At 67.8% G+C, this 12,171-nt stretch carries 12 protein-coding genes and 2 pseudogenes; 8 read left to right on the top strand and 6 right to left on the bottom strand.

All coding sequences use genetic code 11. The annotated features are described in order from the left end of the window. Positions 1-123: 123 nt before the first annotated feature. Positions 124-363: pseudogene (locus RCF34_RS23065) on the top strand (ATP-binding protein); the annotation flags it as partial. Positions 364-504: 141 nt separating this feature from the next. Next, a pseudogene (locus tag RCF34_RS23070) lies at positions 505-822 on the top strand (response regulator); the annotation flags it as partial. A 1-nt stretch (position 823) separates the two neighbouring features. On the opposite strand, the gene RCF34_RS13275 reads toward RCF34_RS23070, so the two are convergent. From RCF34_RS13275 to RCF34_RS13285, 3 genes are all read right to left on the bottom strand, one after another. Continuing rightward, positions 824-1,378 (bottom strand): L-threonylcarbamoyladenylate synthase, encoded by a 555-nt coding sequence (locus RCF34_RS13275; RefSeq protein ID WP_158891449.1) that lies wholly within the window; start codon positions 1,376-1,378, stop codon positions 824-826. Positions 1,379-1,442: 64 nt separating this feature from the next. Next, complete coding sequence (gene dprA, locus RCF34_RS13280) at positions 1,443-2,528, bottom strand: DNA-processing protein DprA (RefSeq protein ID WP_308708592.1); 1,086 nt, start codon at positions 2,526-2,528, stop codon at positions 1,443-1,445. A gap of 50 nt (positions 2,529-2,578) precedes the next feature. Continuing rightward, positions 2,579-3,610 (bottom strand): LysM peptidoglycan-binding domain-containing protein, encoded by a 1,032-nt coding sequence (locus tag RCF34_RS13285; protein WP_308708593.1) that lies wholly within the window; start codon positions 3,608-3,610, stop codon positions 2,579-2,581. A 231-nt stretch (positions 3,611-3,841) separates the two neighbouring features. Here RCF34_RS13285 and def point away from each other — a divergent pair, with 231 nt between their 5' ends. The 4 genes from def to RCF34_RS13305 are packed head-to-tail and all read left to right on the top strand — an operon-like array spanning position 3,842 to position 6,978. After that, a complete protein-coding gene (def, locus tag RCF34_RS13290) occupies positions 3,842-4,348 on the top strand; it encodes a peptide deformylase (protein WP_308708594.1) in 507 nt (168 codons plus the stop codon). A 58-nt stretch (positions 4,349-4,406) separates the two neighbouring features. Continuing rightward, positions 4,407-5,351: a methionyl-tRNA formyltransferase gene (gene fmt / locus RCF34_RS13295; RefSeq protein ID WP_308708595.1), complete on the top strand. Its 945-nt coding sequence runs from the start codon at positions 4,407-4,409 to the stop codon at positions 5,349-5,351. After that, on the top strand, positions 5,348-6,649 hold the full coding sequence (gene rsmB, locus RCF34_RS13300; RefSeq protein ID WP_308708596.1) for a 16S rRNA (cytosine(967)-C(5))-methyltransferase RsmB: 1,302 nt from the start codon (positions 5,348-5,350) through the stop codon (positions 6,647-6,649). Before fmt ends, rsmB begins: the two co-directional genes overlap by 4 nt. Positions 6,650-6,660: 11 nt before the next feature. Continuing rightward, positions 6,661-6,978 (top strand): tetratricopeptide repeat protein, encoded by a 318-nt coding sequence (locus RCF34_RS13305; RefSeq protein WP_308708597.1) that lies wholly within the window; start codon positions 6,661-6,663, stop codon positions 6,976-6,978. Here the strand turns inward: RCF34_RS13305 and RCF34_RS13310 are convergent. From RCF34_RS13310 to RCF34_RS13320, 3 genes are all read right to left on the bottom strand, one after another. Beyond that, positions 6,969-7,241 carry a PilZ domain-containing protein gene (locus tag RCF34_RS13310; protein WP_007160145.1) on the bottom strand — a complete coding sequence of 91 codons (273 nt, stop codon included), beginning with the start codon at positions 7,239-7,241 and terminating at the stop codon, positions 6,969-6,971. The two genes, RCF34_RS13305 and RCF34_RS13310, sit on opposite strands and share 10 nt — an antisense overlap. A 168-nt stretch (positions 7,242-7,409) precedes the next feature. Further along, positions 7,410-8,297 carry a lysophospholipid acyltransferase gene (locus RCF34_RS13315; protein WP_187980760.1) on the bottom strand — a complete coding sequence of 296 codons (888 nt, stop codon included), beginning with the start codon at positions 8,295-8,297 and terminating at the stop codon, positions 7,410-7,412. Positions 8,298-8,387: 90 nt separating this feature from the next. Beyond that, entirely contained in the window at positions 8,388-8,972 is a 585-nt protein-coding gene (locus RCF34_RS13320) for a DNA-3-methyladenine glycosylase I (protein ID WP_308708598.1), read from the bottom strand. 175 nt (positions 8,973-9,147) lie between these two features. Here RCF34_RS13320 and glyQ point away from each other — a divergent pair, with 175 nt between their 5' ends. Further along, positions 9,148-10,113, top strand: a complete 966-nt coding sequence (gene glyQ, locus RCF34_RS13325; protein ID WP_150340262.1) for a glycine--tRNA ligase subunit alpha — start codon at positions 9,148-9,150, stop codon at positions 10,111-10,113. Then, complete coding sequence (gene glyS, locus RCF34_RS13330) at positions 10,113-12,170, top strand: glycine--tRNA ligase subunit beta (RefSeq protein ID WP_308708599.1); 2,058 nt, start codon at positions 10,113-10,115, stop codon at positions 12,168-12,170. Before glyQ ends, glyS begins: the two co-directional genes overlap by 1 nt. The last annotated feature ends 1 nt before the right edge of the window (position 12,171 follow it).

Genomic DNA, 12,171 nt, shown 5'->3' on the forward strand with positions numbered 1-12,171 from the left:
ACCCTGGGCGAACGCATCAGCCTGCGCAGCAGCCTCGCGCTGCAGTTGCCACCGGCGCGCACCGACACCAACCAACTGGAGAACGCCCTGCTGAATCTGGTGATCAACGCCCGCGACGCCATGCCCGAAGGGGGTCGCCTGACCCTGGAAACCGCCCTTGATCACCTCACCGACCTGGCCGCCGAACATGACCTGCCGCCGGGTGACTACGTGCGCCTGACCATCGCCGACACCGGCAGTGGCATGCCGGCCGAGGTGGTGGATCGTGCCTTCGATCCCTTCTTCACCACCAAGCCCATTGGCCAGGGCACCGGTCTGGGCCTGTCGATGCTCTATGGCTTCATCAAGCAGTCGGGTGGCCATGTGACCCTGGAGAGCGAATTGGGCAGCGGCACCCGGGTCAGCCTCTGGCTGCCCTGTGCGCAGCCCGAGCGGCCGGCGGTGAGCGACACGCCCCAGGCGGCCATCGCCCAGAGTCGGGGCGAACGCCTGTTGCTGGTGGAGGACGATGTTTCGGTGCGGCTGCTGCTACGCGAGATGCTCACCGAGCTGGGCTACCGCGTGCGCACCGCCGCCAGTGCCTCGGCGGCGCTCACCCTGGCCGACGGCGATCTGCCCTGTGACCTGCTGATCACCGATCTCGGCCTGCCGGATCTCGACGGCGCCGAACTGGCGGAGCGCCTGCGTGAACGCTGGCCGGAGCTGCCGGTGCTATTCGTCAGCGGTCACGCCAAGCGGCCGACCCCGAACGGCGAGCTCTCGCTAGCCAAGCCGTTCCAGATCGATGCGCTGGCGCGGTTACTGCGCCAACTGCTCGATTGACCTAGGGCCGGAAGACCTTGCCGGTCACCAGGTCGCGAATCACGCTGGGATTCTTGCGCCCACCCAGTTCGCCCATGAGGATGCCGTCCAGGTTATCGGGAAAGTACTGCTGGACCCGTAGCCGGGTACGCGCGGCCGGGCGACCGGCGGGATTGGCCGAGGTGGAGATCAGCGGACCGGTCAGGGCGCAGAGTTCGCCCACCAGCGGATGCTCGGAGACCCGCAACGCCACGGTGGCGTGGGCGCCGGTCACCCAGCCGGGCAGGCGATTGTGGTGCGGCACCAGCCAGGTGTTGGGGCCCGGCCAGGTGCTGGCCAGCTTGGCCAGGGAGGCCTCCGGCAGATCGTGGAGCAGGAAGTCGAACTGGCGGATGTTGTCGGCCACCAGGATCAGACCCTTTTCCAGGGGCCGCCGCTTGAGCATCAGCAGGCGATAGACCGCGGCCTGATCCCAGGGATCGCAGCCCAGGCCCCAGACGGCCTCGGTAGGGTAGGCCAGCACGCCACCCTCCCGCACGATTCGCGCCGCCTGCCGCACTCGCCAGCTGTTGTGCATCGCCTTGCCTCCGCCAAATCCCTGAAGTCTACCCGAGCGCGCTGCCGATGCCAGTCATCCGCCGTCAGCCGAGACGCGTCCAGCTGCCCTGCTGCACCACTACCCGGCCCTCCAGCTCCAGCTCGGTCAGCTGGACCAGCACCTCCGGCAGCGACAGGCCGCAGAGCCGCGCCAGCTCTTCGCTGTTGAGCGATCCGGCGGTGAGGTGGCGCAGCAGGGGATGATCCTCGACCGCAGCGGGTGTGGCGGCCGGGGCCAGGCTACGCCAGCCCTGCAGGGCTTCGAGGATGTGTTCCACGCTCTCCACCAACTGCGCGCCCTCGCGGATCAGCTGATGACAGCCGCGGGCCCCGGGATGATGGATGGAGCCGGGCAGGGCGAATACCTCGCGGCCCTGCTCGGCGGCCAGTCGCGCGGTGATCAGCGAACCGCTGGAGGGACTGGCTTCCACCACCAGGGTACCCAGGCTGAGACCGCTGATGATCCGGTTGCGCCGCGGAAAGTTGGCGGCCTGGGGCGTGCAGTCCAGCGGTAATTCCGAGACCAGTGCGCCACCCTCGGCCAGCAGGCGCCGGGCGAGACCCAGATGCCGACGCGGATAGAGCTGCCGCAGGCCGGTACCCAGCACGGCAACCGTGCCGCCGCCGGCATCCAGGGCACCCTGATGCGCCGCGCCATCGATGCCCAGCGCCAGGCCACTGGTGATGCAGAAGCCGGCCGCGGCCAGGCTGTGGGCGAAACGCCGGGCATTGTCCAGTCCCTGGGCACTGGCCTGGCGACTGCCGACCAGGGCCAGTTGCGGTCGTTCGAGCAACTCGACCCGTCCTTCGACGAACAGCAGCGGGGGTGGATCGGCGATCTCGGCCAGCAGCGCCGGATAGCGGTCGTCACCCAGGCAAAGCAGGTGGCGCGCGGGTCCTTCCAGCCAGGCCAGGGCCTGGTCGACCCGTTCGCGGGTGGCCGGGCTGCGGCGGGCGTCCGCGGCCACCGCCGGTAGGCGCAGGGCGCACCAGGCCGAGGCGGGGGCACTGAGGGCAGCGGCCGCACTGCCAAAGGCATCCAGCAACAGGCGCTGGCGCACGGCACCGAGCTCCGGCAGGGCGTGCAGGCGAAGCCGAGCGTCCAGCTCGGCAGGAGAAAGGCTGGCCATGGTGTCATCCTTGAGGGGTGGCCGGTCGCCGTCCTGGCGACCCGCAGGGGTTAGGGGTTGCGCACCTTGTCCATGATCGCCAGCTGGCGGGTGGCGGTCAGGATCAGGCCGTAGCTGATCTTGTCGTAGGTGCGAAAGACCATCAGCAGTCCGGCGCGCTCGTCGGGGATCTTCACCAGCTCGCCGGTGATGCGATCGCGCACCGTCTCGCCGGTCTTGTTGACCGCCAGCACATTGCCCTCGGCCAGACCGTCACGGGCGCCCTTGTTGAGGGTGACCACATCGAACTGGCCGACCTGGGTGACGCCACGGGGCACATCGAGGATCAGGCCGTTGATGTCGCGGGCCGGGGCGCTGGGCATGAAGGTGGAGTTCACCAGCCGCTCCTCGGTGGGAAACAGCCGGTCGCCCAGGCGCACCTCCTGGGTGGTACGCGTCAGGCGCAGGGTGGCGATGTCGCCCTCCTGGGTGACCAGATCGGCGCTGCCGATGAAGTCGCCATTGATGCCGAGGAAGGCACCGGTCTTGGGATCGACATAGGTCCTGCCCTGGCGATAGATGCCATAGGCCGAGACGCCCGGCTGCAGCTTGCCGCGCACATAGATGCGATCGCCGGCGCCGCTCACCACCCGCTCGGCGTTGCCGGCCACCACATAGGGCGCCGCCTGGAACTGTTCGGCCGAATCGATGGCGCGATTCTGCAAGAGGAAGCTGTTGACCGCTTCCAGCGGAATGGCCGGGATGGCTTCGGCGATGGGCGTGCTGCGCACCGTGGGCGACAGCTTGACCGTGCCGCGCGAGGCGCCGCGGTTGAGCTGCAGGCGCGGCTGGCCGTCGACATAGCTCAGCACCAGGGTGTCGCCGGGATAGATGAGATGGGGATTCTTGATCTGCGGATTGGCCTGCCAGATCTCCGGCCATTCCCAGGGTTTGCTGAGGAATCTGGCGGAGATGTCCCAGAGGGTATCGCCGCGAACCACGGTGTAGCTTTCCGGGTGATCCTGACGCAGGGTAACCGCTGCGTACGCCGACTGCAGGGCGCCCCCTGCAACCAGCAGCAGGGCGAACAAAGATTTCCTCATGCGTCGAATCCCTTTACACTCTTGGCCTTGAAGAACCGTCTTCACGCAAACGTCGGGGAATCGCCCCAGTCGTGCCCTGATCGCCATCTCTGTCGGCACCGGGCAGCGCAGGCGCCCGTCCCCGTCGACCGACGTCATCCACCACTCGGGACCAGCCCGAGCCGGGTGGAAACAACGCTGCGGCATCTTAGCAGCGCCCCTTGACTGTATTCCACAAGTGCCCTCAACGCCATGGCGATCCTAGACATCCTCGAATTCCCCGATCCCCGCCTGCGTACCGTCGCCAAGCCCATCGACACGGTGGACGACACCCTGCGCCAGACCATCGACGACATGTTCGAGACCATGTACGAAGCGCCCGGCATCGGTCTGGCCGCCACCCAGGTCAACGTTCATCGCCGCCTGGTGGTGATCGACGTCAGCGAAGACAAGAGCGAACCCCTGGTCTTCATCAATCCCGAGGCCGAGCCGCTCACCCAGGAACTGGGTGAGTACCAGGAAGGCTGCCTGTCGATCCCCGGTTTCTACGAAAAGGTCTGCCGCCCCGAGCGTGTCCGGGTCAAAGCCCTGGATCGCGACGGCAAGCCCTTCGAGCTGGAATGCGACGGCCTGCTGGCGGTGTGCATCCAGCACGAGATCGATCACCTCGACGGTAAGCTGTTCGTCGACTACCTGTCGCCGCTCAAGCGCGATCGCATCAAGAAGAAGCTCGAAAAGCAGCAGCGCCACAAGGCCTGATCGCCCTGGCGGACGGCGTCTTCGGCGTCCGCCGCTCGCCCTTTCCGCCAGGTCCGCCATGTCCAGATCCCTTCGCCTCGTCTTCGCCGGAACCCCGGAATTCGCCGCCGTGCACCTGCAGGCGCTGATCGACGCCGGTTATCCCATCGCCGCCGTCTACACCCAGCCCGACCGCCCCGCCGGACGTGGCCAGAAACTGGCCATGAGTCCGGTCAAGCAGCTGGCGCTGACCCACGGCATTCCCGTGCAGCAGCCGCCGACCCTGCGCGACCCCGCGGCCCAGGCCACCCTGGCGGCGCTGGAACCCGACCTGCTGGTGGTGGTGGCCTACGGCCTGATCCTGCCCCAGGCGGTGCTCGATATCCCGCGTCTGGGCTGCATCAACAGCCATGCCTCGCTGCTGCCGCGCTGGCGCGGCGCGGCGCCCATCCAGCGCGCCCTGGAGGCCGGCGATACCGAGTCCGGAGTTACCGTGATGCGCATGGAAGCCGGTCTGGATACCGGCCCCATGCTGAGCAAGGTGACCACGCCACTGACCGCTGATGATACCGGCGGCAGCCTGCACGATCGCCTGGCCAGCCTGGGCGCCGCCGCCGTGGTCCAGGCGCTGCCGGGCCTGGCCGACGGCAATCTGCCGGGCGAGGTGCAGGACGACGACCTCGCCACCTATGCCCACAAGCTCAACAAGGACGAGGCCCGGCTGGACTGGGGTCGTCCGGCGGTGGAACTGGAGCGGCGTATCCGTGCCTTCGATCCCTGGCCGCTATGCCACACCGCCCTGGCCGGCGAACCGCTCAAGGTCTGGGCCGCGGAGCTGGCCGCAGGGCAGGGCGTTCCCGGCATGGTGCTGGATGCCGATCGCTCCGGCCTGCTGGTCGCCTGCGGTGAAGGTGCCCTGCGCCTGACCCGGCTGCAGCTGCCCGGTGGCAAGCCGCTGGGCTTCGCCGATCTCTACAACGCCCGTCGCGAGCGCTTCGCCCCCGGTCAGGTGCTGGGTCTATGAATCCGCGGCTGGCAGCTACCCGCGCCCTGGCAGCGGTCCTCGCCGGCCGCGCCTCCCTCGGCAGCAGCCTGCCCGAGCAACTGGCCAAGGTCGATCCGCGTGACCGCGCCCTGGCCCAGGATCTGGCCTTCGGCACCGCCCGCTGGCAGCCGCGACTGTCGCTGCTGGCGGAAAAGCTCCTGCAGAAACCCTTCAAGGCCGGCGACCGTGACCTGGAGGCCCTGCTGCTGATCGGTCTCTACCAGCTGTTCCATACCCGCATCCCGGCCCATGCCGCCATCGGCGAGACGGTGGGCTGCGTCGACAAGCTGAAGAAATCCTCGGCCAAGGGACTGCTCAATGCGGTGCTGCGCCGCGCCCAGCGTGAATACGACAGCCTGCTCCCCACCCTGGAACATGACCCCGCCGCGCGCCTGGCCCATCCGCGCTGGTTGCAGAAGACGCTCAAGGCGCGCTGGCCGGAGCAGTGGGAGGCCATCGCCACCGCCAACAACCTGCATCCGCCACTGATCCTCAGGGTCAATCGCCGTCAGGGCAGTCGCGACAGCTATCTGGCCGAGCTGGCCACCGACGGCATCGATGCCGTGCCCTGCGCCTTCAGCGCCGACGGCATCCGCCTGCTGCAGCCCCAGGACGTCACCGCCCTGCCGGGCTTTGCCGCGGGGCGTCTCAGCGTGCAGGACGAAGCCGCCCAGCTGGCCGCCGAACTCCTGGAGCTGGCGCCCGGCCAGCGGGTGCTGGACGCCTGCGCCGCGCCCGGTGGCAAGACCTGCCACCTGCTGGAACGTGAGCCGGCGCTGGCCGAGGTGGTGGCGCTGGACGCCGATGCCGGCCGTCTGGAGCGGGTCGAGCAGAATCTGGCACGCCTGGGCCTCACCGCCCGCACCCTGGCCGCCGACGGCCGTGCCGTGGCTGACTGGTGGAACGGCATGCCCTTCCAGCGCATCCTGCTGGACGCCCCCTGCAGCGCCACCGGGGTGATCCGCCGCCATCCGGACATCAAGCTGACCCGCCAGGCCAGCGACATCGCGCCCCTGGTCCAGCTGCAGGGTGAATTGCTGGACGCCCTCTGGCCGACGCTGGAGGTGGGCGGCATCCTGGTCTATGCCACCTGCTCGGTGTTGCCGGAAGAGAACAGCGACAACCTCGCCGCCTTTCTCGCCCGCACCCCGGGCGCCCGCGAGCTGGACATTCCCGCCCCCTGGGGCCTTGCCCAGCCCCACGGCCGCCAGCTCCTGCCGCAGCCCGACGGCCACGACGGCTTCTATTACTGCAAGCTGATCAAGATCGCCAAGTAGGAGACTTCGCCATGCTCGAATCCCTGGAGAAGATGCTCGCCCGCGGCCAGGACAATGCCCTGCTCAGATTCGGTCTGGGCAAGGGCTATCTGGATGCCGGAGAACCCGCACGGGCGATCGAGCACCTGGCACGCTGCGTCGAATTCGATCCGGCCTATTCGGCGGCCTGGAAGCTGCTGGGCAAGGCCCATGAGGGAAGTGGCGACCTGACCAGCGCCGAGGCGGCCTGGGCCCAGGGCCTGCAGGCGGCGCAGGCCAAGGGCGACAAGCAGGCGGAAAAGGAGATGACGGTGTTTCTCAAGCGCCTGGCGCGCCGCGCTCAGTCCTGATCGCGCAGGAACCTGAGGCCCGCGCCGTCGCCGTCGGTGCGCATGACTTCCATGGTCACCTTGGGCGCTTCGATCGGCAGGTCGAGCACCTGGCCGACCACCCGGGTGCCCTGCGGCAGCCGGGTCAGCTCGGGGTGCACCACATAGACGCCGCCATCGGACAGGTCACGGGTCTCACCGACGATCTCGCCATCCGGATAGGCGATCCATAGCCGGCACTTGAGCGGGGTACGGGTATGCTGGCGCTGATCGCGTGAATTCATCGCCTGACTCCCTGGCTTAGGCGCTCCCTTGAGGTCCAGGCAGCTTCCGGCAAAGCCCTGCGCCTGTCAGCCGCGCACCGACCGAACGGTGGCGGCGAAGCGCCGAGCGATAGGTCAGAGGACCATCGCCTGCCCCTCAGCGCCCGGGCAGGGCCCGGGCGAGCGAACTCAGTACCACTTCTCCTCACCATCCGGGCGATTCTTGAAACGCTTCATGCTCCACATGTACTGCGTCGGATAGCGCCGCACGTAGCCGGCCAGCACCTCGCTCATGGCGGCCACCGAGACCTCCGGATCCGGGTCGTACATGGCCGGCGGCGCGGCTTCCAGGATCACCTTGTAGCCGCTGCCGTCTGCCAGGCGCACGGCATGGAAGAACACTCCGCGGGCCTTGCCGCGCGCCAGTAGCGAGGGCACGAACTTGCTGGTCAGGGCGGTGGTACCGAGGAAGGGCACGAAGAGGCCGGCACTGCGACTCGGCTCGGGATCGGCCGGGATACCCACGGCGCCGCCGCGACGGACTTCCTTGATCACGCTGATGATGCCTTCCGGGGTGGAGGGCGCCACGCGATTGCCCAGCTGCACCCGCTGGCGCTTGAGCAGGTCGTCCACCGCCTTCAGCTTGGGCGGGCGGTAGAAGATGATCGGCTTGGCGTGGGAGCAGTAGAAGTGGTTGAGCAACTCCCAGTTGCCCAGGTGACTGGTGATGCCCACCACGCCATCGCCGGAAGCCAGAGCCTCCTGCAGGACGTCCATGCCTTCCACCTCGCGCACCAGGCGCAGCGAACGCTGGGGCGACCAGATCCAGGCGCAGGCGCTTTCGGTCAGGGTCTTGCCAATGCCGCGCAGGCACTCGCGCGACAGTCGCTCCAGACCGGCGGCATCGAGTTCGGGAAAACAGTGGGCAAGGTTGATGCGGGTGACCTTGCTGGCACGGGTCGGCAGCTTCCACATGCACCAGCCGATGAATCCACCCAGGCGCTGGACCAGCGGCCAGGGCAGCAGGGCGAAAAGGCGCAGGAAGGCGATCATCAGCGCGCCTTTGAATCTTTCCAAAAGAGGGACTCCTGTCTGAATGCCCAGACAGTTTACCGTCTACAAGTCCCGGAAACGTTAAGAAAGCGTAAGGTTCGCGCCAACTGGCGCCTATACATTCGACTTTTCCTGCAGTTCTGCCGACGAAGGTGCCAATTCGGCATGGCGGTCGCAATCGAGGGTGTGGTCCATCACCAAGCCCATGGCCTGCATGAAGGCATAGCAGATGGTCGGACCGACGAAGGTGAAACCGGCCTGCTTGAGCGCCTTGCTCATGGCCTCGGCTTCCGGAGTGATCGCTGGGACCTCCTGCCGATCGCGAAAATGATTGATCCTCGGCGCGCCGCCGACGAAGGACCACAACCAGCGGGAAGGGTCTTCGAGGCGCAGCCAGGCCTGGGCATTCTGACGGGCGGCGCGCAGCTTGGCGCCATTGCGGATGATGCCCGGGTCCTGCATCAGCATGGCGATCTCGGCATCGCTCAGCTGCGCCAGGCGCTCGGGATCGAAGCCATGGAGCACCTGACGATAGCGCTCGCGTTTCTTCAGCACGGTGATCCACGACAGTCCAGCCTGGAAGCCTTCCAGCAGGAGGAATTCGAAGAGCACCGCCGGATCGCGCTGGGGCACGCCCCATTCGTGGTCGTGATACTCGATGTACAGCGGATCGGTGGTGCACCAGAAGCAACGCGGCATGGCGAAAGCCCGGTCGAGAAGGGAAGGCCTCACCTTAGCGCAATTGCCCGCCAGCGGAGACAGCCCGTCCGGACAACCCGGCCAGCCGCCCGGCCGCGACACGCGCCCCATGCGGGCGACGGCGCCTTTCGGCTATACTCCCCGGCTTTTCGTCGCAGCCGAACGGGTATTTTTCGTGAGCCAGTCCAAGCCCACCGTGCGCACCTTCCAAGACTTGATCCTGGCCTTGCAGCAATACTGGGCCGAGCAGGGCTGCGTGGTACTCCAGCCCTATGACATGGAAGTCGGCGCCGGTACCTTCCACACCGCCACCTTCCTGCGCGCCATCGGTCCCGAGACCTGGAACGCCGCCTATGTGCAGCCCAGCCGCCGCCCCACCGATGGCCGCTACGGCGAGAACCCCAATCGCTTGCAGCACTACTACCAGTTCCAGGTGGTCCTGAAGCCCAATCCGGACAACTTCCAGGAGCTCTACCTCGGCTCCCTGGCCGCCATTGGCCTGGACCCGCTGGTGCACGACGTGCGCTTCGTCGAGGACAACTGGGAATCGCCCACCCTGGGCGCCTGGGGTCTCGGCTGGGAAGTCTGGCTCAACGGCATGGAAGTCACCCAGTTCACCTATTTCCAGCAGGCGGGCGGTATCGAGTGCTACCCGGTGACCGGGGAGATCACCTATGGCCTGGAGCGCCTGGCCATGTACCTGCAGGGCGTGGATTCGGTCTATGACCTGATCTGGGCCGACGGCCCCTTCGGCACCGTGACCTACGGCGACGTCTTCCACCAGAACGAAGTGGAGCAGAGCACCTACAACTTCGAGCACGCCAATGTGCCCAAGCTGTTCGAGCTGTTCGACTTCTACGAGTCCGAGGCCAATCGCCTGATCGCCCTGGACCTGCCGCTGCCCACCTACGAGATGGTGCTCAAGGCCTCCCACACCTTCAACCTGCTGGACGCCCGCCGAGCCATCTCGGTGACCGAGCGCCAGCGCTACATCCTACGCGTGCGCACCCTGGCGCGCAGCGTCGCCCAAGGCTATTTCAAGGCCCGTGCCCGGCTGGGCTTCCCCCTGGCCAGCCCCGCGCTGCGTGACGAGGTCCTGGGTCGCGACGATGTCCAGGCGCTGCTCAAGGAGGGCGAATGATGAGCACCACTCTGGATTTCCTGGTCGAACTGGGTACCGAAGAGCTGCCGCCCAAGGCGCTCAAGACCCTCGGCGACAGCTTTCTCGCCGGTATCGAGAAGGGCCTCAAGCAGGCCGGCCTCGGCTATGCCAGCGCCCGTGCCTATGCCGCCCCGCGCCGTCTGGCCGTGCTGGTCGAAGCCCTGCAGACCCAGCAGCCCGAGCGTAGCGTCAATCTGGACGGCCCGCCGATCCAGGCCGCCTTCGGTGCAGATGGCCAGCCGACCCAGGCGGCCCTGGGCTTCGCCCGCAAGTGTGGCGTCGACATCAGCGCCATCGATCGCAGCGGTCCCAAGCTGAGATTCTCCCAGAGCATTCCCGGTCAGCCGGCGGCCAGCCTGCTGCCCGGCATCGTCGAAGCCTCCCTGGCCGAGCTGCCGATTCCCAAGCGCATGCGCTGGGCCGCCCGCCGCGAGGAATTCGTCCGTCCGACCCAGTGGCTGGTGATGCTGCTCGGTGACGAGGTCATCGATTGCGAGATCCTCACTCGCCGGGCCGGGCGCGACTCCCGTGGCCATCGCTTCCACCATCCCGACGCCGTGCGCATCAGCGCGCCAGCCCACTATGCCGCCGACCTGCGCGCCGCCCATGTGCTGGCCGATTTCGCCGAGCGGCGCAAGCTGATCGAATCCCGCGTGGCCGAACTGGCCGCGGCGGAGCAGGGCAGCGCCGTGGTGCCGCCCGCGCTGCTGGACGAGGTGACCGCCCTGGTGGAATGGCCGGTGCCCCTGGTCTGCGCCTTCGAGGAACGCTTCCTCGACGTGCCCCAGGAAGCCCTGATCACCACCATGCAGGACAACCAGAAGTACTTCTGCCTGCTGGACGCCCAGGGCAAGCTCCTGCCGCGCTTCATCACCGTGGCCAACCTGGAGAGCAAGGATCCCGCGCAGATCGTCAGCGGCAACGAGAAGGTGGTCCGGCCCCGTCTCACCGACGCCGAGTTCTTCTTCAAGCAGGACCAGAAGCAGCCGCTGGAAAGCTTCAACGAGCGCCTCAAGAACGTGGTCTTCCAGGCCCAGCTCGGTACCGTCTACGACAAGGCCCAGCGCGTCGCTGCCCTGGCCGCCTCCATCGCCGAGCGCATCGGCGGTGATGCCGAGCGCGCCCACCGTGCCGGCGTCCTCGCCAAGTGCGACCTGGCCACCGAGATGGTTGGCGAATTCCCCGAGATGCAGGGCATCGCCGGCTACTACTACGCCAGGAAGGGCGGCGAGGCCGAAGACGTGGCCCTGGCGCTCAACGAGCAGTACATGCCGCGTGGTGCCGGCGCCGAGCTGCCGCAGACCTTGACCGGTGCCGCCGTGGCTCTGGCCGACAAGCTCGACACCCTGGTCGGCATCTTCGGCATCGGCATGCTGCCCACCGGCAGCAAGGATCCCTTCGCCCTGCGCCGTCAGGCCCTGGGTGTGCTGCGCATCCTCATCGAGAAAGGACTGGAGCTGGATCTGCCGGCCGCCGTCGCCTTCGCCATCGCCGGCTACGGCGAGCGGGTCAAGGCCGCGGGGTTGCAGGAGCAGGTGCTGGACTTCGTCTTCGACCGCCTGCGTGCCCGCTACGAGGACGAAGGCGTCGACACCGCTGCCTACCTGGCGGTACGCGCCCTACGTCCGGCCTCGGCGCTGGACTTCGACCAGCGCGTCCAGGCCGTGCAGGCCTTCCGTCGCCTGCCCGAGGCCGAAGCCCTGGCGGCCGCCAACAAGCGCGTCTCCAACCTGCTCGGCAAGTTCGAAGGCCAGGTCGCGGCCCAGGCCGATGCCGCCCTGTTCGAAACCGAGGCTGAACGTACCCTGGCCGCCGCCATCGCCGAGGCCGAGCGGGATGCCGCGCCCCTGGCCGAAGCCCGTCGCTATCGCGAAGCCCTGGAGCGTCTGGCCAGTCTGCGTGCCCCGGTGGATGCCTTCTTCGACGAGGTCCTGGTGAACGCCGAGGACGAGCGCGTCCGTGCCAACCGCTATGCGCTGCTCGCCCACCTGCGGGGCCTGTTCCTCGGCATCGCCGACATCTCGGTGCTGGGCTAGG

It is taken from the genome of Pseudomonas sp. 102515 (genome assembly GCF_031085165.1).
GTDB lineage: Bacteria > Pseudomonadota > Gammaproteobacteria > Pseudomonadales > Pseudomonadaceae > Chryseomonas.